General features: G+C 69.4%; 18 protein-coding genes. 6 read left to right on the forward strand and 12 right to left on the reverse strand.

All coding sequences use genetic code 11. The annotated features are described in order from the left end of the window. The first annotated feature begins 64 nt into the window (after window positions 1-64). Entirely contained in the window at window positions 65-451 is a 387-nt protein-coding gene (locus OG729_RS14765) for a hypothetical protein (RefSeq protein ID WP_360878413.1), read from the forward strand. A gap of 251 nt (window positions 452-702) precedes the next feature. On the opposite strand, the gene OG729_RS14770 is transcribed toward OG729_RS14765, so the two are convergent. After that, window positions 703-2,526, reverse strand: coding sequence for a phosphoenolpyruvate carboxykinase (GTP) (locus tag OG729_RS14770; protein ID WP_405806454.1), 1,824 nt, complete (start codon window positions 2,524-2,526; stop codon window positions 703-705). A 287-nt stretch (window positions 2,527-2,813) separates the two neighbouring features. Between OG729_RS14770 and OG729_RS14775 the strand changes: the two genes are divergently transcribed. Continuing rightward, window positions 2,814-3,491 carry a hemolysin III family protein gene (locus OG729_RS14775; RefSeq protein WP_360878408.1) on the forward strand — a complete coding sequence of 226 codons (678 nt, stop codon included), beginning with the start codon at window positions 2,814-2,816 and terminating at the stop codon, window positions 3,489-3,491. A 137-nt stretch (window positions 3,492-3,628) separates the two neighbouring features. Here OG729_RS14775 and OG729_RS14780 read toward each other — a convergent pair whose 3' ends face one another. From OG729_RS14780 to OG729_RS14800, 5 genes are all read right to left on the reverse strand, one after another. Next, window positions 3,629-6,052, reverse strand: a complete 2,424-nt coding sequence (locus tag OG729_RS14780; protein ID WP_405806456.1) for a galactose oxidase-like domain-containing protein — start codon at window positions 6,050-6,052, stop codon at window positions 3,629-3,631. A 98-nt stretch (window positions 6,053-6,150) separates the two neighbouring features. Then, a complete protein-coding gene (locus OG729_RS14785) occupies window positions 6,151-7,368 on the reverse strand; it encodes a glycosyltransferase (protein ID WP_360878402.1) in 1,218 nt (405 codons plus the stop codon). Then, window positions 7,365-9,101 carry an ArnT family glycosyltransferase gene (locus tag OG729_RS14790; protein WP_405806459.1) on the reverse strand — a complete coding sequence of 579 codons (1,737 nt, stop codon included), beginning with the start codon at window positions 9,099-9,101 and terminating at the stop codon, window positions 7,365-7,367. The genes OG729_RS14785 and OG729_RS14790 overlap by 4 nt, the downstream gene beginning before the upstream one ends. Beyond that, entirely contained in the window at window positions 9,098-10,360 is a 1,263-nt protein-coding gene (locus tag OG729_RS14795) for a glycosyltransferase (RefSeq protein WP_360878400.1), read from the reverse strand. Before OG729_RS14795 ends, OG729_RS14790 begins: the two co-directional genes overlap by 4 nt. 247 nt (window positions 10,361-10,607) lie before the next feature. Then, the gene (locus tag OG729_RS14800) at window positions 10,608-12,668 is read right to left on the reverse strand and encodes a thioredoxin domain-containing protein (protein ID WP_405806461.1); all 2,061 of its coding nucleotides are present in this window, start codon (window positions 12,666-12,668) and stop codon (window positions 10,608-10,610) included. Window positions 12,669-13,019: 351 nt separating this feature from the next. On the opposite strand from OG729_RS14800, the gene OG729_RS14805 reads away from it, so the two are divergent. Further along, window positions 13,020-16,391 carry a tetratricopeptide repeat protein gene (locus OG729_RS14805; RefSeq protein ID WP_405806463.1) on the forward strand — a complete coding sequence of 1,124 codons (3,372 nt, stop codon included), beginning with the start codon at window positions 13,020-13,022 and terminating at the stop codon, window positions 16,389-16,391. A 160-nt stretch (window positions 16,392-16,551) separates the two neighbouring features. Here OG729_RS14805 and OG729_RS14810 read toward each other — a convergent pair whose 3' ends face one another. Together OG729_RS14810 and mca are read right to left on the reverse strand one after the other, a co-directional pair. After that, window positions 16,552-16,803 (reverse strand): hypothetical protein, encoded by a 252-nt coding sequence (locus tag OG729_RS14810; protein WP_360878391.1) that lies wholly within the window; start codon window positions 16,801-16,803, stop codon window positions 16,552-16,554. Beyond that, entirely contained in the window at window positions 16,796-17,677 is an 882-nt protein-coding gene (mca, locus tag OG729_RS14815) for a mycothiol conjugate amidase Mca (RefSeq protein WP_405806464.1), read from the reverse strand. The genes OG729_RS14810 and mca overlap by 8 nt, the downstream gene beginning before the upstream one ends. A gap of 162 nt (window positions 17,678-17,839) precedes the next feature. Between mca and OG729_RS14820 the strand changes: the two genes are divergently transcribed. Together OG729_RS14820 and greA are read left to right on the forward strand one after the other, a co-directional pair. After that, complete coding sequence (locus tag OG729_RS14820; RefSeq protein WP_405806465.1) at window positions 17,840-18,244, forward strand: DUF4307 domain-containing protein; 405 nt, start codon at window positions 17,840-17,842, stop codon at window positions 18,242-18,244. A 172-nt stretch (window positions 18,245-18,416) separates the two neighbouring features. Next, window positions 18,417-18,914 (forward strand): transcription elongation factor GreA, encoded by a 498-nt coding sequence (greA, locus tag OG729_RS14825; protein WP_360878381.1) that lies wholly within the window; start codon window positions 18,417-18,419, stop codon window positions 18,912-18,914. 94 nt (window positions 18,915-19,008) lie between these two features. Here greA and OG729_RS14830 read toward each other — a convergent pair whose 3' ends face one another. Continuing rightward, on the reverse strand, window positions 19,009-19,380 hold the full coding sequence (locus tag OG729_RS14830) for a hypothetical protein (protein ID WP_405806467.1): 372 nt from the start codon (window positions 19,378-19,380) through the stop codon (window positions 19,009-19,011). A 273-nt stretch (window positions 19,381-19,653) separates the two neighbouring features. Here OG729_RS14830 and OG729_RS14835 point away from each other — a divergent pair, with 273 nt between their 5' ends. Continuing rightward, on the forward strand, window positions 19,654-20,373 hold the full coding sequence (locus OG729_RS14835) for a response regulator transcription factor (protein WP_405806469.1): 720 nt from the start codon (window positions 19,654-19,656) through the stop codon (window positions 20,371-20,373). Window positions 20,374-20,426: 53 nt separating this feature from the next. Here OG729_RS14835 and OG729_RS14840 read toward each other — a convergent pair whose 3' ends face one another. The 3 genes from OG729_RS14840 to ilvA form a co-directional block, all read right to left on the reverse strand. After that, on the reverse strand, window positions 20,427-21,287 hold the full coding sequence (locus OG729_RS14840; protein ID WP_360878371.1) for an ABC transporter permease: 861 nt from the start codon (window positions 21,285-21,287) through the stop codon (window positions 20,427-20,429). Beyond that, window positions 21,284-22,303: an ATP-binding cassette domain-containing protein gene (locus OG729_RS14845; RefSeq protein WP_360878368.1), complete on the reverse strand. Its 1,020-nt coding sequence runs from the start codon at window positions 22,301-22,303 to the stop codon at window positions 21,284-21,286. The genes OG729_RS14840 and OG729_RS14845 overlap by 4 nt, the downstream gene beginning before the upstream one ends. A gap of 232 nt (window positions 22,304-22,535) precedes the next feature. Further along, window positions 22,536-23,765, reverse strand: coding sequence for a threonine ammonia-lyase (ilvA, locus tag OG729_RS14850; RefSeq protein ID WP_360878365.1), 1,230 nt, complete (start codon window positions 23,763-23,765; stop codon window positions 22,536-22,538). Window positions 23,766-23,909: the final 144 nt, after the last annotated feature.

Here is a 23,909-nt window from a genome sequence, read left to right on the forward strand (position 1 = left end):
CGAGCTCAACTTTAGACAGAATCTAAGCTAGGATGGCCTTCTGAGACAGCAGGAGGCCATTCCCATGTACGAGCCGATCCGCACCAAGTCGGTCCATGCGATGGCCGACGATGCCCAGTACCCGCACCGCAGCCGCGAGGAAGAGCTGGACATCCAGCTCGCGGGCCATCTGTCCGCTCTGCTCGCCGTCACCGACGAACTCGGCCTCGGCAAGGCCGCAGAGAGCATCGCGGCCCAGATCGCCCGCCTCCGCGGCGCCCCGCCCGTCCGCCACGCGGGTTTGAGCGGCGCGGACCCCGCGGCCCTGCACCGTCGCGCCCTCGCCCTGGCAGGCCGCGCCCTCGTGGTCGCGGCATCCCGCGCCGACACCGCGGCGGCGATCCTCTCCGCCGAACGCATGGACGCGCACACGGCCGCCCTGGCCGAAGCGCGCCTGGTCGGCGCCCCCTGACGGCCCCGGTCCACGGCCGCGGAGGCAGGTGGACCGGGTGCCACCCATCTCCCACGTGCCCTGCGGGTAACCCCCGCTGCAATCACCTGCGCCAAAACCCGCGGCAACACCTGTGCCGGAAAGGGTCCGGCCCCCGGAGCCGTGAGGGGGCTCCGGGGGCCGGGGACGCGGCAGACCATGGGTGACCCCACAGGTCAGGGCGGAAGTCGAGTTGGTCCGCCGCGACGTCTTACACGTGCTCAGCCGGCTGCTCAGCCGAGCCGGGCGACCAGCGCGCGGTACTCGTCCCACAGCTCCTTCGGCGCGTGGTCACCAAAGGTGTTGAGGTGCTCGGGGATCAGACCGGCCTCCTCGCGCCACACGTCCTTGTCGACCTTGAGCAGGAAGTCGAGGTCCTCCTCGGGCAGTTCGAGGCCGTCCGTGTCGAGCGCCTCGCGCGTCGGCAGGATGCCGATCGGGGTCTCGACGCCCTCGGCCTTGCCCGCCAGGCGCTCCACGATCCACTTCAGCACGCGGCTGTTCTCACCGAAGCCCGGCCACACGAACTTGCCCGCGTCGTTCTTGCGGAACCAGTTCACGTAGTAGATCTTCGGCAGCTTCGACGCGTCCGCGTTCTGACCGACCTTGATCCAGTGGGCCATGTAGTCGCCCATGTTGTAGCCGCAGAACGGCAGCATCGCGAACGGGTCGCGGCGCAGCTCGCCGACCTTGCCCTCAGCCGCGGCGGTCTTCTCACTCGCCACGTTGGCGCCGAGGAAGACGCCGTGCTGCCAGTTGAAGGACTCGGTCACCAGCGGTACCGCGGAGGCGCGACGGCCGCCGAAGAGTATCGCCGAGATCGGCACGCCCTTCGGGTCCTCCCACTCGGGCGCGGCGATCGGGCACTGCGAGGCGGGCACGGTGAAGCGGGCGTTCGGGTGGGCCGCCGGAGTCTCGGACGCCGGGGTCCAGTCGTTGCCCTTCCAGTCCGTGAGGTGGGCCGGGGCCACCTCGGTCATGCCCTCCCACCAGATGTCGTTGTCGTCGGTGAGCGCGACGTTGGTGAAGACGGCGTTGCCCCACAGGGTCTTCATGGCGTTGGCGTTGGTGTGCTCGCCGGTGCCGGGCGCGACGCCGAAGAAGCCGGCCTCGGGGTTGATCGCGTACAGCCGGCCGTCCTCGCCGAAGCGCATCCAGGCGATGTCGTCACCGATGGTCTCGACCGTCCAGCCCGAGATCGTGGGCTCCAGCATGGCCAGGTTGGTCTTGCCGCACGCGGACGGGAAGGCCGCGGCGACGTACCTGGACTCGCCCTGCGGCGGGGTGAGCTTGAGGATCAGCATGTGCTCGGCGAGCCAGCCCTCGTCGCGCGCCATGACGGACGCGATGCGCAGGGCGTAGCACTTCTTGCCGAGCAGGGCGTTGCCGCCGTAGCCCGATCCGTACGACCAGATCTCGCGGGTCTCCGGGAAGTGCGAGATGTACTTGGTGGAGTTGCAGGGCCACGGGACATCGGCCTGGCCCGGCTCCAGCGGAGCACCGAGCGTGTGCACGGCCTTGACGAAGAAGCCGTCGGAGCCGAGCTCCTCGAGGACGGGCTGTCCCATGCGGGTCATCGTCCGCATGGAGACCGCGACATAGGCGGAGTCGGTGATCTCGACGCCGATCGCGGACAGGTCGGAGCCCAGCGGGCCCATGCAGAACGGCACGACGTACATCGTGCGACCGCGCATCGAGCCGCGGAAGATGCCCTCCTCACCGGCGAAGATCTCCTTCATCTCCGCGGGGGCCTTCCAGTGGTTCGTCGGGCCCGCGTCCTCCTCCTTCTCGGAGCAGATGAAGGTGCGGTCCTCGACGCGCGCCACGTCGCTCGGGTCGGAAGCGGCGTAGTAGGAGTTCGGGCGTTTGATCGGGTCCAGCTTCTTGAACGTGCCCTTTGCGACGAGCTCCTCGCACAGGCGCTCGTACTCGGCCTCGGATCCGTCACACCAGACGACGCTGTCCGGCTGCGTAATTGCTGCGATCTCGTCGACCCAGGAGACGAGCTCCTGGTGGTTGGTGGGAACGGTGCTGGGAGCCGCGATGTCGCGCGCCACGATTGCTCCTAAGTGAGGGATTTATTGGTTGTCGCCCCGTGGGGGCCGCGACCCGGATGCTTCGTAGCCGCTCATCCGGTGCCGACCGCACTCATCTGATCATCCGTGCAGTATGCGCATATGTCCAGAGGACGTCTCACGTGAGCATCACCACTCGCGGGCACGCGAAACTCGTAGGAGACTCGTAGATGGCCTGTGCCCGGCCCGGTGTCACCCGGTGTAACACTCGTTGTGAGACTGGCCGGAGAGGGCCTGTTACCTACGGTTGCGTAGGTACCATCCCCGTTATGACCTCTGCCGCGCCCGAAGTGACCGAGATAGAGCCCTCGCCGGTGAAGCCCCGGCTGCGCGGCTGGCTGCACGCCGGGATGTTCCCCGCCGTACTGGTCGCGGGGCTGACGCTCACGGCGCTGGCCGACTCCACCAAGGCCCGGGTGGCCTGCGCCATCTATGTCTTCACCGCATGCCTGCTCTTCGGCGTGAGCGCGCTCTACCACCGTGGCAACTGGGGCCCTCGCGGCGAAGCCGTGCTGCGCCGGCTCGACCACGCCAATATCTTTCTGATCATTGCGGGCACCTACACGCCGCTGACGATGCTCCTGCTGCCCGATTCCAGCGGCCGGACGCTGCTCTGGGCGGTCTGGGCGGCGGCCGTGGCGGGCATAGCCTTCCGGGTCTTCTGGGTCGGCGCACCGCGCTGGCTCTACACCCCCTGCTACATCGCGATGGGCTGGGCCGCCGTCTTCTTCCTGCCCGAGTTCATGCGGGCCGGCGGGATCGCGGTGCTGGTCTGTGTGATCGTCGGCGGGCTGCTCTACAGCGCGGGCGGCGTGATCTACGGAATGAAGCGGCCGAACCCGTCACCGCGGTGGTTCGGATTCCACGAGGTCTTCCACTCGCTCACGCTCGCGGCGTTCGTCGTGCACTACGTCGGCATCTCGCTGGTGGCCTACCAGCACTCGTAGGCCCTGCCGCCGGCCCACCGATCTCCCCCAGACCTCGTCCGGGGGGACCCCACGGGGCTGGACTTTCCGCCGGACGGGCTGAATCTCTCAGCCCGTCCGGCGATTGAGGACTGGGGGTCTGGGGGCGAAGCCCCCAGCTACCTCCCCCCGTCCCCCTTTCCGCACGCGACCCCGTCCCCGCTCGGGTCCAGCCGCAACGGATCGTCCCTCCCGTTCACCTTCAGCCGGCCGTAGTCGTGCGCCTCCAGCCACCCGCAGCGCGCCGTCGTCGTCGCCTTCACCCCCCGGGGGAAGACCGTCGGGACGCAGACCCCGACCGTCCCGTAGTGCCGGTCGCACCCCGCGATCCGCGGGCTCACCGGGGCCGAGTTCCGCTTCTTCAGCCGCGACTTCGGCTCCGAGGAAGGCGCGTCCGCGAAGCTGTGGACGTGCGCCGACGGCGCATCCGCGGACATCGCCGCCGGGCCGCCGAGGTGCACCCACTGCGCCACCGACGGAATGCCGTTCGCGTCGACCGCGAAGAGCATGTACCAGCCGGGCGGGGCCAGATTCGGGTTGCTGGTGACATTGAGGTCGATGTTGTTCCCGTCGACCGTCATCGGCAGATCCACGAACCGCTGGTTGGGGTCGGAGGAATGAGTGACCGCCGCCGGGCGGATCAGCTCCGCCTTGGCGATCGGCCGGTCTACCGTGATCCGCTGGGTGTCTCCGTACGTCCACTGCCCGTCGATCACCGAAGTGATACTCGGCCGTGCGCCCTTGAGGAGATACGGCGGGGTGTAGACCGACACATTGTTGTTGTACGTGCCGTTGCCGGGGTTGTCGCCGACCGCCATCACCCGCCCGTCCGGCAGCAGAAACGCCGAGGAGTGGTACGTACGCGGGATCGGGTCCGTCGCAAGACCCTCCTGGTACGTATTGCTCACCGGGTCGAAGAACGACGCCTCGTACACCGGGTCGGCCCGGTCGTGCAGCCCGCCGCCCGTCTCGAAGACCTTGCCGTCGGGCAGCAGCACCGCGGACACGAACATCTTGCCCTCCGCGCCCGTCTGCGGCCGCTTGCCCTGCCCCTGGTCGACCTGGCCCTGCGGCAGCAACGGGCCGTGCACATACGACGGGTTGGGCACCTTGAGGTCGATGATGTCGGTGAGGCGGTTGGCCGCGGGGTTGGTCTCGTTGTTGCCGCCGCCCATCGTCAGCACCCGCTGGTCCTGCGCGGGCGGCAGCAGCACGCTCGCCGACTCGTCCCGCTGGTCCTTGTTCTGCAGGCCGGGCACATCGGTGATGGTGTTCGCGGTGTAGTCGTAGATCGAGGCGCCCGACCCCTGGGTGCCGTTGCCGAAGACATGGCTGCCGGAGTAGAACAGCCGGCCGTCCTGCATCAGGATCATCGACGGGTACAGACCCCAGTACGACCAGGTCTGGTTGACGTCGTACCACGGCAGCCACTTGTTCTGCGCCGCGGAGAACTTCTCGGCGGTCACATTGCCGGTCGAGTCCTCCTTCAGACCGCCGAAGGAGATGACGTCACCGTTGCCGAGGACCGTGGCCGACGGATACCAGTGGCCGCCGTTCATGTCGTTCGTCTTCGTGTACGTCTCGGTCGCCGGGTCGAAGGTGTACGAGTCCTTCAGGCCCTGGTAGCCGATTGTGCCGTCGGCGGAGGGATAGCCCTTGTTGCCGCTCATCACCAGCACCCGGCCGTCCTGGAGCTGGACATGGCCCGAGCAGAACATGTCCGCGGGGGTGGGGATCATATGGAAGGCGCCGGTCGCCGGGTCGTAGATCGCCGAGGTGAAGGTGCCCGCGTCGAACTGCGCCTGGTCGTTGCCGGAGCCCGCGATGACGAGCACCTTGCCGTTGTGCAGCACCACGGAGTGCATCGAGCGCACCGGGTTCTTGGCCGTCAGGACGTCCCAGCGGCCCTTGGCGCACTCCTCGGGCGTCGCCGTGCACTGGGGCTCGGGGTCAGGCGCGGACACCTCCTCCATGACGTAGTCGTCGGTGGTGGCCGAGCCCGTGCCGTAGACCGAGACGCCCCAGGTGATCTGGTCGGTGCCCGGCGGGATCTCGGGTGTGCGGACCTCGGAGCGCTGGTAACTCGCGCTGATCGGCAGGGTCCTGAGATCCGTCCAGTACTGCCAGCCGGCCGTGACGTCGTGCCGGAAGAGCGTGACCGCGGTGTCGGGGGTGTCGCTCTTGTACCAGAACGACAGGTCGTACTGCTTGCCCGGCCTCACCTTGGGCGCACAGACCGTGTCCTCGGTGATCATCGCCTTGCGGTCGCCGTCGACCCGTCGGGTCAGCGACACCTTCATGGCTTTGGTGCCCGAGTGCGCGTCGGCGACGGTTTCGAAGGTGAAGTCGTTGTCGCCCCAGCCGGACTTCTCCCAGCAGGCGGGCATGTCGGCGGTACCTGCCTGCTCGAAGCCGGGGTTGGTGATCAGGTTGGCTCCGGCGGACGCGGGCTGGGGGGCGGATATCAGCAGCGCGGCGGTCATTGCGCCGACGCTCAGCAGCGCCGCTGAGCGTCTGCGCCTTCTTCGGATCGTTGGTGGCATGGACAGATCCCTTTCTGTGCTGTCCCCGATCTCCCCGTCCGGCGATCAAGGACGAACCGGCTGCCGGACGGCTCCCGGCAGCCATGCGCGGCCATGTACTAGCGCCGCGCGCTCCTCGCGCTCCGGGAGGTCCGGGTCGTCCCAGCGCCCGACTCCCGCCCCTTGCGCGGCAGATAGACCAGCGCCTCCGTCGCCGCGAAGCGCAGAACGAACGTCGTCAGCAGCGCCAGCGTGGTCGCCGGCAGCACCTCCAGGCCCAACTGCCCCACGAACAGCGCGATCAGCGGAATCCGCAGCAGCAGATCCGCGTTGGCGAGCAGCGCGAACCGTCCCACCCGGTCCGCCCAGTGCCGGTGCCCGCGGCGGTCCCGGAACAGCAGCACCTCGATGAGGACGAAGTTCCACAGCACGCCGAACTGGTTGGCGACGATCTCGGCCGGCAGATAGTGCATCCCCGCGGCGACCAGCAGATGCAGCCCGAGCAGGTTCGGCAGAAAGCCGGTCAGGCCGATCAGGCCGAAGGCGACCATCCGCGCCACCGGCGACGACGTACGCAGCGCGGCCAGGTGCGACAGGAAGCGCAGCCCTTCCTTCGCCGTCGACTTGGACTCGCCCGCGAACCTCTCCTGGAAGACGAACGGCACCTCGGCGACCGTCTCCGGGCGGCAGCGCACCGCCAGCTCCAGCAGGATCTTGTAGCCGAGCGGCTTCAGCGTCTCGGGGGTCACCGCGCTGCGCCGGATCGCGAAGAACCCGCTCATCGGGTCGCTGATGCCGCGCAGCCGGCGCGGGAAGAGCGCCTTCGTCAGCCAGGTCGCGCAGCGCGACACGGCGATGCGGTAGCCGCCCGCGAGGCCTTCGCGGCTGCCGCCGCGTATGTAGCGGCTGGCGACCACGAGGTCGGCGACCGCGCTCTCCCCCGCCCCGACCAGCTCCGGCACCAGCGAGGGCGGATGCTGGAGGTCGCCGTCCATGACGACGATCCAGTCGGAGCTCGCTGACTTCAGACCCTCGACGACCGCGCCGCCGAGTCCGCCGACCGGGGTCTCGCGATGCAGCACGGCGACGGGAAAGGGGCAGTCCTGCGCGGCGTCGCGGATCACCTCCGGGGTGTCGTCCGTGGAGTCGTCGACGAAGAGGACCTCACACGGCAGCCGGGACGGCACCGACTCGGTGAGCCGGTGCAACAACTCCCGTATGTTTCCCGACTCGTTGAAGGTCGGGATGATGATGGTGACGGCACCGGGCTCGGCGAGCTGGGCGGCGCTCAGTTCCGGATCTCCGAGTTCTTCGGCGCCGGTACGGGGTGTGGTCATCGCTGGCCTCCGGCGATACGGCGGATCTCGATCCGGTCCTCGCCGCCGCCGAAGACGGCGACGGGCTTCGAATGCTCAAGGGCAGACTTGACGTTGGGCAGGTTCACCGCGTCGCGGCGGACGGTCGGGGACGAAACGACATAGTCGAGGTCCCGCCAGCCGCGGGGCATCGTCTTCGTCACGGCGGGGTCGAGGTCGGCCTTGTAGAACCAGATGGCGCCGGTGCCGGGCTTGTACCCGTCGTGCACGAGGTCCAGCCAGAGCGCGTCGTCGACGAGCACCCTGGTCGCTGCGGGGTCGGCGACCTCGTCCTGGAGCCAGGCGGCGGCGGCGCGGTAGGGGCCGTTGGCGTCGACGGTGAGGGCGTCGCGGTTGCCGGTGTACCAACGGGGCACGACGTACGCGGCGGCGGCAACGGCGAGCACGACGGCCACGCCGACCCTTGCCGGGGCTCCGCCCCGGACCTCACTCCTCAAACGCCGGAGGGGCTTGTTTCCGGGGGCTCCGCCCCCGGACCCGCCCCCTACGCCCTGCGGGCGTGGGGGGACCCCCAGCTCCTCAATCGCCGGAGGGGCTCCATGTCGCCACAGCACCGCATGCGCCACACTCGCCGCCCCACCCGCCAGCACCAACGCCAGGAACGGCAGTGCCTGGATCACGTACATCGCCGGCAGATAGCCAGTCGGCCGCATCGCCACAAGCGCAAGGATCCCCACCGCCAGCGCCGGGCCGGCCAGTGCCCGTGCGGTCACCGACCAGCGCAGGGTGATCAGCAGCAGCGCCGCGCCCGCGAGGCCGCCGAGCGGCAGCACCCTGTCGTAGTACAGCCAGGACTGCAGCACCCCGTGCGAGCCGGAGCCCGCGTCGAAGATGGAACCCGAGCCCTCGCGGCCCATCTGGTACGTGATGCCGTCGATCAGCGACACATGGCCGGGACCGGGAAACAGCTCATTGTTGAGCAGCGCGAAGAGCGGATACGACAGCCCGATCAGCGCGCATGCCGTAATCGCGCCGGTGACGGCGAACTTCCGGGTGTCGCGATGACTGTGCCGCCACATCGTCACCAGCAGCGCGGGCAGCACCACCAGCATCGTCTCCTTGGTGAGCACGGACGTCGCGGCGGCGAGCCCCGCGGCGAAGTGGTGCCACAGATGACGGCTCGGCGAAGCGGCCAGGCAGAACGCCAGCAGCATCCACATCACGGCGATGTTGTCGAGGAAGATCTCGCGCTGGAGTACGACGGAGAGCGGCGAGAGCCCGAAGAGCACCATGGCAAGACCGGCGGCCCAGCGCGGCAGGAAGAGCCGGCGCGCCAGCACGTACAGCAGCACCGCGCACGCCGCGCTGACCAGCAGCATCGCGAAGCGCATCGACGCCACGTTCATCGTGTCGGGCGCGATCAGGGACGGTATCCAGGTGAGCCCGGCTATCTGTATCCAGCCGAGCGGCGGATGGTCGTACCAGTACGTGTAGTGCGCGAGTCCGTCGCCCTGCTGGACCGCCCAGGCCTGGGCGAGATACGTGCCCTCGTCGTCGCTGAGGTTCGGGAAGTTCGTGATGTTCCAGCCCTGGACCAGCAGGATCACGGCCAGCAGGCCGAAGCAGAGCAGCAGATCGGGCCGGGAGCTGCGGAAGCGTATGACGGGCCGGACATGCACGGGCACCGTCGGGCGGGGATCCGCTGCGACGGCCGGCGTGGCGGTGTCGGGCGCCGGGGGCAGGGTCGTGGTCACCGGCGGACGTCCTCTCGTGTCTCGGTGAGATGCGCGCCCACATGGCTGGTGAGCTCCCACTCGTTGCGCCCCCGCTGCTCCCGCCAGACCGCGCGCACCGCGGCACCGGCGAGAAGCACCTGGTAGAAGGGCCCGCCGACGATGAGCTTGAGGTAGTGGACGAAGCGGACGCGAAGGCCGTACTGCTTGCCGAAGTCGTGCAGCCCGACGATCTCGAAGACGAAGGTGACCATCGCCGTGATCAGCGGCAGGAAGGTCACGATGGCGATGCCGACGGGGACGTCGAGGAAGAGCGCGATGGCTGCGTTGAGCGGGATGATCACGCCGGAGAATGCCTGCAGGAAGGGCGTCATCAGGGTGTAGCGGGCGAGCAACCGCTGGCCGCGGCCCGGGAGTTGTTTCCAGTCCTTCTTCCGGTAGACCTGCAGGAAGCCCTGGTTCCAGCGGGTGCGCTGCTTGAGCAGGCTCATCAGCGTGCCGGGGGTCTCCTCGCGGGTGACCATGTCGCTGTCGTACGCGACGACGACCCTCTTGCCGACGGACGAGAGCCGCACGCCCAGGTCGCAGTCCTCGGCCAGGCAGTTCGGGTCCCAGCCGTCGGCCTCGCGCAGGACGGTCGTACGCACGAAGACGGTGTTGCCGCCGAGCGGTATGAAGCCCTTCTGCGCGTGCAGATGCAGCCGGCTGCGGAACCAGAAGAAGTACTCCAGGCAGTTGCGCAGGCTGTACCAGCTGGAGTGGAAGTTGATCAGCTGGACCCCGCCCTGGACGACGTCCGCGCCGGTGGAAGTGAAGGCGTGGTCGACATGGGCGAGCAGTTCGGGGTGGACCTGGTCCTCGGCGTCGAAGACGCCCACGATGTCGCCGCGGCAGTGCGGGAGGGCGGTGTTGAGGGCCTTGGGCTTGTTCTTCGACTCATGGGTGTCGGTGACGACCCGCACCCGGATCGGGTCGCGTTCCGCGGCGCGCTCGGCGACCGCTGCGGTCTCCGGGTCGTCGTGGCCGACGATCACGATGATCTCGTAGTTGGTGTGGCTGGATTCCAGCAGCCGCTCGATGGTGTGCTCCAGCACGGCCTGCTCGTGGCGGGCGGGCAGCAGCAGCGAAAAAGAGAGACCGGTCCCGCCGTCGGGACGGTCGAAGCGGGTCGAAGCGAGCGTCTCGGGCGTACGCCAGGCATGCATCTGCCACCACAGCGTAAACGCCGCCATCCAGAACAAAGCCACCGAAATGGCAACGACGAACACCGATATGAGCACCGAAGGGTCCCCCCTTGGACCTGTGCCCCGGCAACAGGACCCCCCTGGCCGGCAGCACACTTTGCGCAGCTTCGGGCGTGGCACTCCCCAGTGCCGCCGTCCGGCTACTCCTCGAGCGGGACGCTAGCCCCGGAACGTTAAACTCCGGTGCTCGCCGGATAAAAAGTGATGTATTTCCGCCACTTGGCGAGTTTCCGGCACGTACACATCCGTCCGTGCTATGTCGGTCCGGGCACTGCCGCGGGCCTCAACCGCCCAGTTGCTCGGCGAGCTCCGCCGGATCCGTCGTGGGCATCCGGCAGGCGAAGTTCCTGCAGACATACGCCGCCGGGCTGCCGTCCACCAGGGTGCGTCCGTGCAGCAGCGGGAACTCCTCGCTGTCCGGCTCGCCGACCGCGACGACCGCTCCCGGGGCCTTGGCCAGCAGCGCCGTACGGTGCAACTCCCGTGTCTGCGTGTGCACTTCGGCTCCCCAAGGCCCGGCCACCGCCACCTCGCGCGGCCCGTCGAGCAGCGCCTCCGCGACCGCGAGACCCCAGCCGATGAAGCGCGGGGCCCGCGGGCCGAGCGCCTTCACCACGCCCAACGCGCCCTCGGCGGCGGTGCGATGGGCCTCCGAGCCGGTGTGCGCGGCGTAGGAGAGCAGCGCACCGGCGGCCGCCGTCCAGCCGGACGGGGTGGCGCTGTCCGTCGGGTCCTGCGGGCGGCGGATCAGCTGCTCGGCGTCGTGTGCCGTGTCGTACAGAGCCCCGCCCTCGCCGACGAACTGGTCGATGACGATGTCGAGGAGGAGGCCCGCGAACTCCAGCCACACACCCTCGCCGGTCACGCCCGCGAGCGCCAGGAAGCCCTCCGCGACATTCGCGTAGTCCTCCAGCACGCCCGAGTGTGCGCCCATTTGTCCGTCCTTGGAGGTACGGGCAAGGCGCGCCCCCGTGTCCATGTGGAGGCGTACCAGGAGATCGGCCGCCTCGGTCGCCCGCTCGAGCAGATCCGGCCGTTCGAAGTACGCGCCGACCTCGGCCAGGGCCGCGATCGCGAGGCCGTTCCACGCGGCGACGACCTTGTCGTCCCGGCCGGGCCTGGCCCGCCGCTCCCGCGCGGCGAGCAGACGCCGCTTGATGGCCGGATCGGCTTCGCCGTCCGGGAGTTGCAGGACCGACGCGCCTTCCTCGAAGGTGCCTTCCTCCGTCACCCCGAAGCGCTCGGCGGCCAGCCGGCCGTCCTCGTCCCCCAGCACGTCGCTCAGCTGCTGAGGCGTCCAGACATAGAAGGCGCCCTCGACATGCTTGCCCGCACCTCCCCCAGAGCTTTCGGTCTGGGGGTCCCCCCGTCCGTCTCCGACGGCGCTGTCCGCGTCGAGCGCCGACGCGAACCCGCCCTCCGGTGTGCGCAGCTCCCGCACCATGAAGTCCGCGGTCTCCAGCGCCACCCGCCGGGCCAGCTCCGATCCGGTGGCCCGCCACAGATGCGCGTACACCCGGCACAGCAGCGCATTGTCATAGAGCATCTTCTCGAAGTGCGGCACCACCCACTCGCGGTCCACCGAGTACCGCGCGAAACCGCCGCCGAGCTGGTCGTAGATCCCGCCGCGTGCCATGGCCTCGCAGGTTTCGGCGGCCATCTGCAGCGCACCGTCGGCCCCCGTACGGGCATGGTGCCGCAGCAGGAACTCGATCGCCATGGACGGCGGGAACTTGGGCGCCCCGCCGAAGCCGCCGTGCCGCTCGTCGTACTCCCTCGTCAGCCCGAGCAGCGCCTGCGCCAGCTCCTCCTCGCCGGGCACCCCTTCCCCGCCGTACGCGAGCGAGCGCCCGGCCAGATCCCGGACGATCTTCCCGGCCACCTCGCCGACCTCGTCACGCCGCTCGGTCCAGGCGCCCACGACCCCTTCGAGGATCTGCCGGAAGGAGGCCATGCCGTGCCGGGGCTCGGGCGGGAAGTACGTACCGAAGTAGAAGGGCTCGCCGTCCGCGGTGAGAAAGACGGTCATCGGCCAGCCGCCCTGCCCGGTGGCTGCCTGCACGGCCTCCATATATACGGCGTCGACGTCGGGCCGCTCCTCGCGGTCGACCTTGACCGGAACGAAGTGCTCGTTCAGATACTCGGCGGTCGCCTCGTCCTCGAAGGACTCGTGCGCCATGACATGGCACCAGTGGCAGCTCGAATACCCGACGCTGAGCAGCACCGGCACACCGCGTCTGCGCGCCTCCTCGAAGGCCTCGCCCGACCATGGCCACCAGTCGACCGGGTTGTCGGCATGCTGCAGGAGGTAGGGGGAGGTCTCATGAGCGAGGCGGTTCGGCATACCTCAATCTTTGCGCACCCGGCGAAGGCACGCGCATACGCCACGGTGGTAACACACAGTGGAACCGGAGCCACGTTCAGTGAGGGGCTGCGCCTGCGGACGCGTCGCCCCGCCGCATGGACCGCCGGGCGGCCGGAGGGACCGGGCCGTACCGAGCTGAAAACGTGTACTCGCCTGCCAGAAAGCGCACTTCGGGCCCGGGCACCCCAGGACCCTCGACACGCTCGCCGCACTGCGGTCTCTCGTGGCTCCCTCGCGCTGAAGCCCCGTACGCAGGACACTTGACGCCGGTACGGAACCGGAACCGGAACCGAACCGTACGGAAACCGGAGCTCTCAGAGGGGGACGCACATGCGGGACAGCCATCGGGCGGAAGCCGAGCGGCTGTTGGTACGCGCCGTCGAGGAAGAGGTACGGCGTTCGGGAGGGCGGTCGGACTCGGGTGTGCTGCTGGCACGCGGGCGGGCAGCCCTGGACAGCATGGCGGCGAGTGCGGGCGAGGAGTACGCCGCGTACGAGCAGGCATTGGCGGAGGCGGAGGCCGGGCAGCAGCCACTGTCCGCGCGGTTCAACCGGCAGAACATAGCAACACCCGTGCTGGTGACGGCCGTTGCCGCGGCCGCCGCGATCGGCGCGGATCTGGCGCTGGGCACGGCCACGGGGACCGCGATCGGCGCCGGAGCCGTCGTCGCCGTCGCGGGGGCCGCGACCACCGTCGCCAAGGTGACCGCCTCGCACTGGCCGGCCGCGCACCGCCGCGCCGGGGCGCTCGGGCAGCCGGGCGGCGCCGAGCAGCTGCGCCTGCAGTGGCTGACCGCGCTGGAGGTACGGGGCATCCGCCCGTTCCTCGACCAGCAGCGGATGCTGGCATCGACGACCCGTACCGCGACGAAGAAGGCGGCCGCGGCGCCGCAGCTGCGGGGCACCGACCGGAGCGCGGCGGCCCGCAGGCGCTCCGTGCTCGAGCAGTCCTTCGGGCATCTGCCGGACCCGGAAGGGCCGTTCGCGGGCCGGCGGGACGAGATGACGCAGATCGCGCAGTGGGTCCACGCGGCCCGCGCGTCGACCGAGACGAAGCCGACGATCGTGGTGCTGTACGGCGAGCCGGGCTCGGGGCGCACCACGCTCGCGGTGCGGGCCTCGCACCACCTCAAGGACCAGTTCCGCGGCGCGTGCATCGTCGATCTGCGCGGCGACGGCGACCAGCCGCTCTCCACACGGGACGCCCTGCTGCATCTGCTGAACCGTCTCGGCGCACCGCGCGAGCAGCTGCTGTTCCGGGGGGCCGACTCAGGCTGGGGCGGGAGAAGGAGCGGGTCGAGGGCCGAGCATGGCAAGGCGCGGGAGGAGAGCGCAGCGGTGCTGCGCGCGACGAGCGCAACGCAGCCAGGCGACAGCCATCGGCACGCGACGCCGCCCCAGCCTGAGTCGGCCCCCCGAGGGGAGCGGTCCTCGGCCGAGCAGCAGGTGCGGCGGCTGAGCGAGCTCTACCACCAGCATCTGACCGGTCTGCCGGTGACGGTGGTCCTGGACGACGCGAGCGACCCGGCGCAGGTGCGCACCCTGGTGCCGGAGCGCTCGGACAGCCTGGTTCTGGTGACCGCGCGCGGGCCGCTCGACCTGCCGGACGACATTCCGGCGTGGGTGCACCAGCTGCCGGTCGACGCGCTGGACCCGGCGGGCGCCGAAGAGCTGCTGCGGGCCTCGGCCGAGGAGCCCTCGTCCGGTCCGTACGACGCCCAGTCGGCCGACGCCGTACGGGAGTTGTGCGGCGGGCTGCCGCTCGCGCTGCGTATCGCCGGCTCCTCGCTCGGTCCTCGCACCGCGCACCAGCTCGCGGCCGATCTGGGCGCCTACGGTCCGGTGGACCCGGTCGAGCGTGCGCTGTGGCTGCGCTACACGGACCAGCCCGAGCAGGCGCGCCGGCTGCTGCGCAGGCTCGCACTGGCCGGACGGGCCTCGCTGGGCGCGGCCGCCGCGGCAGCGCTGCTGGCCACGGACGAGCAGGAGTCCGAGCGGCTGCTGACAGACCTGGCCGGGGCGGGCCTGATCGACCATGTACGGGCCAGCCGCTACCGGCTGCACGACGTCGTACGGTCCTTCGCCCGGGCCCGGCTCCTCGACGAGGAGGAGCCCGCCGAGCGCACGGCCGCGCAGGAGCGGCTCATCCAGAACTACGCGGATCTGGCCGGGGCCGTGATCCGCATGGTGGACGGCAAGATGTCCACGCGCGCCGGCCAGTTCGGGGCGCACGGCTTCCCCTCGCTGGACGCGGCACTGCGCTGGCTGGACGACGAGTCGAGCTTCATCACCTCGGCACTGCGGTACGCGGAGGGCGTGGACCAGCAGACCGTGCTGAGTCTGCTGGGCGCGCTGTGCGACTACTGCCTGCTGCGTGGCGACCTGTACCGCCTCGGTGAGATCAGCGAGCTCTCCCAGGCCGTGGACCAGGGGCTGCTGGAGCGGTCCGTCCGCTGGCGTACCGGAATCGCGGCCCGCCAGCTCGGCGAGCTCGACAAGGCCCGTACGACCCTGTCGTCCGTCGTCGGCCTCTACCGCGAGGCGCAGAACGACTCGGGCACCGCGCTGGCACTCTGCTCGCTCGGCATCACGCTGCACCACCAGGGCAATCTGACCGAGGCCGCGGCGAAGCTGCACGAGGCGATCGAGCTGCAGTCCCCGGACGAGCAGGCCGAGGACCGCGCGTGGTCGCTGCACGCGCTGGCCGCGGTGGAGCGCGACCGGGCCAACCTCAAGGAGGCGCTGACCCTGCTGGCGACGGCGCTGACGCTGCACCGGGAGGGCGAGTCCCTGCACGGCGAGGCGTGGACGCACTTCCAGCTGGGCCAGGTGTGCCTGCGCATGGGCGACGTCCCGCGCGCGGAGTCGGAGCTGCACACCGCCCTGGATCTGTACGGCCGCACCCGTGACGGCCGCGGCGAGGCCTGGGCGCTGACCCAGCTGGCCCGCGCGCGGCTGGTGGACGGTGATCCGGCCCCGGCGGTGGAGCAGCTGCGCCAGGCCCTGTCCCGGCACCGGGACAACGAGGACGCGCGCGGCGAGGCCTGGACGCTGTACTACCTGGGCCAGGCGCTGGAGGAGAGCGGGGACCGCGACCAGGCGGTACGGGAGCTGGAGCGGGCCCGCACGATGTTCTCCCGGATGCGCGACGTCTACGGCCTGGCGTGCGCCCGCCACCACTCGGGCCGGGTCACCCGGGACCAGCGCGCGGAACAGACCGGCAACCTACGCAATTCCGGCTTCGCCCGGCAGCTCCTGGTGGACGCCCGCGCCGACTTCCACCGCATCGGGGTGGCCCACGGAGAGGCCTGGACCTGTCTGGAGCTGGCCCTGATCGACGCGGGGAACAACCGCCCGGCCCAGGCACTGACGCTGTGCGACGAGGCGGTGGAACTGTTCGCCTCGTACGAGGACGACCGTGGCGCCGACTGGGCCCGCTTCCTGCGCTGCACCCTGCTGCCGTACGCGTCCCCGGGCGGTATCGAGGTGGGCACGGTGGTGGCCCAGGAGGAGCTCACCCGGCTGATGGAGAGGCCGCACCCCTCACGCGACGGCAAGCTGGAGGACTGCGCGGAGGCGCTCGCGGTGATGCTGGAACGCGGCGTCCGCCTGGAGGACGGCTGGCAGGCCTGGCACCTGGGCATGGTCCCGAACCGCCATGCGCGGGAGGTGATGGGCGTCCCGGTGGCGGCTGCGACCTAGCACCGGGGCCGTCCGGCGGCCGGTTCGTCCTCAATCGCCGGACGGGCTCCTATGGAGCCCGTCCGGCGATTGAGGACACTCCCCCTAGAAGGGCGTCCGGGGTCTGGGGCGAAGACCCTTGGTTACGGGATGGGGCGGGGTGGGGGAACAAACCTCGGGTTCAGGCCGACGCCGGCCCGGCCTCACGCTTGCCGTCCACCGACGCAGGCTTCGCCTCCCCGTCGGGCGCCTCCTCGAAGTTCACCCTCCCCATGTGCCGGTTCATCGACTTCATCAGCAGCCACACCCCCACGGCCAGCGCCGCGAAGACGATGAAGCCGAGGACGCCGGGCGTCACCTTGTCGTTGTCGATCTCCTTGGCCAGAGGGACCAGGTGCGTCGTCAGTGCCAGGCTCGCGCTCATATCAGGCATTCTCGCGTACACCCGCGAAGAGGTCGTCCTCGGGGAGGGAGGTATCGACCAGAGACTTGGCGAGCTCGTACTCCTCCGTCGGCCAGACCTTCTTCTGGATCTCCATCGGGACCCGGAACCAGCCGCCGTCGGGGTCGATCTGCGTCGCGTGCGCGATCAGCGCCTTGTCGCGGATCTCGAAGAAGTCGGCACACGGAACGTACGTGGTCAGCGTGCGCTCGGCGCGCTGGAACTCCTTCCAGCGCTCCAGCCACTCCCCGTACGGGGACTCCATGCCGCGCTCCAGCAGCGCCTCGTGCAGCGCGACCGTACGCGGACGGTTGAAGCCCTGGTTGTAGTAGAGCTTCAGCGGCTGCCAGACCGGGCCGAACTCCGACTCCGGGAACCTCTCGGCGTCCCCCGCGCCGTCGAAGGCCACCATCGAGATCTTGTGGGTCATGATGTGGTCGGGGTGCGGGTAGCCGCCGTTCTCGTCGTACGTCGTGACGACCTGCGGGCGGAAGGCGCGGATGGACTTCACCAGGCGGCCGGCGGCCTCCTCGACGTCCTCCAGCGCGAAGCAGCCCTCGGGCAGCGGAGGCAGCGGGTCGCCCTCGGGCAGACCGGAGTCGACGAAGCCGAGCCACTCCTGGCCGACGCCCAGGATCTCGCGTGCCTCGTCCATCTCCTTCTTGCGCACTTCGTGGATGTGCTCCTCGATGTACGCGTCCCCCTGGAGCTTGGGATTGAGGATGGAGCCGCGCTCGCCCCCCGTGCAGGTCACGACCAGCACGTCCACCCCCTCGGACACGTACTTGGCCATCGTGGCCGCGCCCTTGCTCGACTCGTCGTCGGGGTGGGCGTGAACGGCCATCAGTCGCAGCTGCTCAGTCAAGACTCGATCCTCAGTGATTCGTCGCGTAGTACCGGTGCCGTATACCGGTGCCGTCCGGAGGGACATCGATGTGGGGCGGCTGGCGGGTAGCGGGCGGACGGCTTCTATAGTGACCGAATCGGGGGACGGAAAATTCCGCAGCCCCCACCGAGAGGAATTGACATGACCGCGCTGCGCGACGACGTCCCCACGGGCCGTTACGGCCGCTCCGCGGACGAGCGCGCCGACCGCAAGCTCAAGATCGTCGGCGCCTGCCTCGGCGTCGTGTTCCTCGGGGTGATCGGCTGGTTCGGTTACGACTACATCGCCGGGCAGCGGATCAGCGCCGAAGTGATCAAGTTCGGCGTCACTTCCGACACCGAGGTCCAGGTGCACCTGGAGGTGCGCAAGGACGCGGACGCCACCGGCACCTGCACACTGCGCAGCCGCGCCGAGAACGGCGACGAGGTGGCCAGGCTCGACGTTCGGGTCGGGCAGCGCGGCGAGACGCGCATCGACCAGGTCGTGAAGGTTCGTACGAAGGCGCGCGCGACCAGCGCCGAGCTCGTGGAATGCAACGCCCACTAAGCCGGTGAATCACCGCGGGTCTCTACGCTGACCTGCAATGACGTAATTCATATGGCTTTCGTCCTCCCCCTTCCGCCACGAAATTGTTAGGCTCGTGGTTTCGCCCATCCATGGAGGCACATCCTTCTGGGTAGGGCGATGCTTTGTATCCCAGTACCTACGAGGAGCACCTGTGACCCAGACCAGCGAGAACGCCACCTGGCTCACCCAGGAGGCGTACAACCAGCTCAAGGCCGAGCTGGAGTACCTGTCTGGTCCCGCGCGCACGGAGATCGCCAAGAAGATCGAGGCGGCCCGTGAGGAGGGCGACCTGCGGGAGAACGGCGGGTACCACGCGGCCAAGGAGGAGCAGGGCAAGCAGGAGCTCCGTGTGCGCCAGCTGACCCAGCTCCTGGAGAAGGCCAAGGTCGGCGAGGCCCCCGCGGACAACGGCGTGGTCGAGCCCGGCATGGTCGTGACGATCGCCTTCGACGGCGACGCCGACGACACCCTGACGTTCCTGATGGCCTCGCGCGAGTACGCGAGCGCGAGCATCGAGACGTACTCCCCGCAGTCCCCGCTGGGGGCCGGCGTGAACGGCAAGAAGGTCGGCGAGGACGCGGACTATGAGCTGCCGAACGGCAGGATGGCGTCGGTGAAGATCCTCGACGCCAAGCCGTACACGGGCTGAGCCCGCCACCGGACAGCGCGAAGCCCCCGGCACATCGACTCGATGCGAGTCGATGTGCCGGGGGCTTCGTGGTGCGTACGGCTGCCCGCGGTAGTCAGTGGCGGCACTCGAGGTAGATACCGCCGGACATCTTCACATCCACCCTGCCGTTGCGCTTGGTGCCCTCCACCCAGGTCTTGAAGGCGCCGCGCGTCGGGCACTTGATGGTGGTGTTGAAGCCGCCGGAGGAGTTCGGGGAGACCTTGACGCACTTGTGCGTCAGCTGGACCCAGCCGGACAGCGTCTGCCCCAGAAGCGAGGCGCAGACCTTCTTGTAGCCGTCGTAGAACACCTGGCCCCCGACCACACCCTGCACAATGCGGGGCGTGTACGCCTCCAGCTTCGGCGCCGCCGACGCCTGCGTCGTGCTCACAGCCATCACTGCCGAGGCCACGGCAGCGACAACACCCATGCGCGTCTTGTTCATTGAGAACCCCCTGGTTTCAGCGCAATGCCGGCCGGCCCGATAACGGCCGACCGGCTTCGGTCCCAGGCAGCATCTCCGTCCCGGGGAGCTCTCGAATATCCCCCACCCAGGGGATCTTCAACACGCGCCGCACAAAGCTCAAATTCCCCTCAGTTACGAGGTGTTCACTCCACGGCAGAGCGGCGATCAAGGCACGGTTGTAGCGTCAAGCGCGCGCCTGACCAGCGTGCATGTTCACGATGGGTGCGTAATTCGCACGAGGGGGAAATTCACGTGATAAGGATCGTGCTCGTCGCCCGGCATCAGCTGGAAAGGGCGCAGATCCGCACCACTTTGGAGGCGGACCACCGGCATCGCGTCGTCGCCGAGGGAGTGCCGGGCCAGGAATGCGAGCTCGTGTGCCGCACCCGCCCGGATGTGGTGATCGTGAGCCAGCCGGAAGAGGGCGCGGCACTCGGTGCGTTGAAACGCATCACGGAAATACCGGCGCCCCCGGCCGCATTACTGCTCGCCGACCGGCTCACCGGCGACGGCGTGCGCCGGCTCCTGAGGCTCCGCGCTGCGGGCATCCTGCACCGGACCACCGCGGGCAGGCATCTGCCGTGGGCGGTCCACGCGGCGGCCCACGGCGGCCTGGCCCTGGAACCGGGGCTGGCAAGGGACCTGGCGGACATTCCCGCCGAGCCGACGGGCGCGGCCGCGGAGCGGGCCAGGGCACAGGCGCTGCTCGGCGAGCTCTCACCGCGCGAACGAGAGGTGATCGCACTCGCCGGCGACGGCCTGTCGAACCCGGAGATCGCGGCGATCCTGACGATCAGTGCGGACACGGCCAAGGACCATCTGCACCACATCTACGCCAAGCTCGGCATCCGCAGCCGACTGCAGGCCGCCCGCATCGTCTGGCAGGCAGGACTCGGTGACAGCAGAAGGGGCAGTGACCGCCCGGCGGGTAAGCCGGGCGGTCACTGCCCCTCAGTCATCTGCTCCGGCTGATCGGGCAGCGGCCGATGATCAGGCCGCAGCCGAGATCAGGTCACGGCCGATGATCAGGCCGTGGCCGAGCGGTACTTGCGTACCGCCAAGGTCCGGAAGAGCACAATGATCAGGATCGACCAGATCAGCGAAGCCCAGACCGCATGTTGCATAGGCCAGGCATCCGGTACCGGATAATGGGGCGGCAGATTACCGAAGAGCTGCCGACATGCCTGGACGGTGGCGCTGAACGGGTTCCAATTGGCGATGGTCTGCAGGAACGCCGGCATGTTCTCGGACGGCACGAAGGCGTTCGAGATGAACGTGAGCGGGAACAGCCAGATCAGTCCGCCGGAAGTGGCCGCCTCCGGGGTGCGGACGGTGAGGCCGATCAGCGCGCCGATCCAGGAGAACGCGTACCCAAGCAGCAGCAGCAGGCCGAAGCCGGCGAGCACCTTGCCAAAGTTCTCGTGGGTCCGCCAGCCGACGATGACAGCGACGATTGCAAGCACCACAAGCGTCAGTGCCGTCTGGACAAGGTCGGCCAGCGTGCGCCCGGTGAGCACCGCGCCGCGGGCCATCGGCAGCGACCGGAAGCGATCGATGAGACCTTTGTGCATGTCGTCGGCGATGCCGGCACCGGCGCCCGCCGTCGCGAAAGTGACGGTTTGGGCGAAGATGCCAGCCATCAGGAACTCTCGGTAGCCGGCAGCGCTGAGCCCGCTACCGGGCACGCTGATCGATCCACCGAAGACGTAGCTGAACAGCACCACGAACATGATCGGCTGGATCATCCCGAAGATGATCATCTCCGGGATGCGGGTCATCCGGATCAGATTGCGCTTGGCGACGACGAGCGAGTCGTTGACCGACTGCACGACACCACCGCGAGGTCTGGGGGCCGCCGGCCTGACGGCTTCCGTAGCTGTGGTCACTTCGCGCTCTCCTTCCGGGACTTCTTGTCCTTGGCACCCGCGGCGTCCGCCGGCCCGCCGTTCTCCTCCTGCTCAAGCTCGGCCGCATGGCCGGTGAGCGAGATGAAGACGTCGTCGAGGGTGGGGCGGCGCAGGCCGATGTCGTCGATCTCGACGCCTCGTACGTCCAGTTCGCGGATGACCTCGGCGAGCAGCTTGGCGCCTCCGGTGACCGGGACGGTGAGCTTGCGGGTGTGCTCGGCGACGGCGACCTCGCCCTTGCCGAAGCCGAGCAGCACCTCGCGGGTCGGGGCTATCTGCTCGCTCTCGTGCACGACGACCTCGACGCGCTCGCCGCCCGTCTGGGCCTTGAGCTGGTCGGCGGTGCCGCGGGCGATGACCTTGCCGTGGTCGATGACGCAGATGTCGTCTGCCAGGTGGTCGGCCTCTTCGAGGTACTGGGTGGTCAGCAGCAGTGTCGTACCGCCGCTGACCAGTTCCTGGATGACCTCCCACAGCTGCATCCGGTTGCGCGGGTCGAGCCCGGTGGTGGGCTCGTCCATGAACATCACGGGCGGGGAGACGACCAGGGCGGCGGCCAGGTCGAGCCGGCGGCGCATACCGCCGGAGTACGTCTTGGCCGGGCGGTCGGCCGCGTCGGCGAGGTTGAAGCGGTCGAGCAGCTGGACCGCCCGCGCCTTCGCGTCGCGCGCGCTCATCTGGTAGAGCTGGCCGACCATCTGGAGGTTCTCACGGCCCGTCAGATACTCGTCGACCGCGGCGAACTGGCCGGAGAGGCCGATGCAGCGGCGGACTTCGTTCGGGTGCTTCAGGACGTCGATACCGGCGACGACGGCCTTGCCGCTGTCGGGCTGCAGCAAAGTGGTCAGTACGCGCACGGCGGTGGTCTTGCCGGCTCCGTTGGGGCCGAGAAGTCCCAGAACCGTGCCTTCGGGGACGTCGAGGTCGACGCCGTCCAGTGCCCTTACCTCGCCGAAGGTCTTCACCAGGCCTTCGGCGTATATGGCGCCCGGCATATGGGTTCTCCCAAGGTGGCAGATGAGTGGGTTGCTTCGTACAAACAACTCAGATATGAACGAACTTCCGCGCCCGGCGAGAGCACGTGGAGAGCCCTTACCGTAACGCGATACATCGCGACTCTCAAGAGGGATCTCAAGAGTGTCGCGAGTGATGGCGTATGCAGCACCCCTGGAACACAACGGGGGCTTGACCGTGCAGTGCTGAGCCGAGGCGGCGGGCAGCCCCCCGTCAGCTGATGACCGTGTAACCCGCCTCGCGCAGCGCCGTCGCGACCTGCTCGCAGTGCTCCGGACCCTTCGTCTCCAGCTGCAACTCCACCTCCACCTCCGTGAGTCCGAGCCGCGGATCGGTCCGTACGTGACTCACATCAAGGACGTTAGCGTCGACCACTGACAACGAGCCGAGAAGTGCCGCCAGCGCCCCGGGCCGGTCCGTCAGACGCACCCGCAGCGACAGATAACGGCCCGCCGCCGCCATGCCGTGCCGCAGGATCCGCTGCATCAGCAGCGGGTCCACATTGCCGCCCGACAACAGGGCCACCACCGGCCCCTTGAACGACCGCGGCTCGCTCAGCAACGCCGCCACCGGACTCGCCCCCGCAGGCTCGACCACCAGCTTCGCCCGCTCCAGGCAGAGCAGCAGCGCACTGGAGAGCGCGTCCTCGGAGACCGTACGGACCTCGTCCACCAGATCGCCAATGATTTTGAACGGAACGTCTCCGGGGCGGCCCACCTTGATGCCGTCCGCCATCGTCGTCGGCGCGTCGATGGAGACCGGATGCCCGGCGCTGAGCGAGGGCGGATACGCGGCCGAGCCCTCCGCCTGCACGCCGACCAGCTTCACATCCGGCCGCAGCGCCTTCACCGCCACCGCGATACCGGCCACCAGCCCGCCGCCGCCGACCCCGATGACGATCGTCCGCACCTCCGGGCACTGCTCCAGGATCTCCAGGCCCACCGTGCCCTGCCCGGCGATGATGTCGGGGTGGTCGAAGGGGTGGATGAAGACCGCGCCCGTGTCGTGCGCGTACTCCTGCGCGGCGGCCAGGGTCTCGTCGATGACCTGGCCGTGCAGCTTCACCTCGGCGCCGTACTCCCTCGTCGCGGCGACCTTCGGCAGCGGCGCCCCCATGGGCATGAACACCGTGGAGCGCACGCCGAGGAGCGAGGAGGCCAGCGCCACGCCCTGCGCGTGGTTGCCGGCGGAGGCGGCGACGACCCCGGCCGCCCGCTCCTCCGGCGAGAGCCCGGCGATCCGCACGTACGCGCCGCGCAGCTTGAACGAACCGGTGCGCTGCAGGTTCTCGCACTTGAGGTGGACGGGCGCGCCCACCAGCTGCGACAGATGCCTGCTGCCCTCCATCGGCGTGGTTCTCGCGACTCCCGAGAGCATCTTCTGCGCCCCCCGGATGTCGTCGAGGATGACGGGGTGCAAGGGGCCAGACGTACTGAAGCTCATGACGTCAAGTCTCGCAGCTCACCGGCCGGGCGGCCGCCCGGATGCCGGGCCCCTCTTCCCTGCGGCCGCCCCGATCCCTCGCTGCCTCACTGGTTTGTGCAGCCCTGGTACGCACCGCGTGAAGGCCGCGTACTCTGTCCCCCA

Origin of the sequence: Streptomyces sp. NBC_00210 (assembly GCF_045160975.1) — a bacterium.
Classification (GTDB): Bacteria; Actinomycetota; Actinomycetes; order Streptomycetales; family Streptomycetaceae; genus Streptomyces.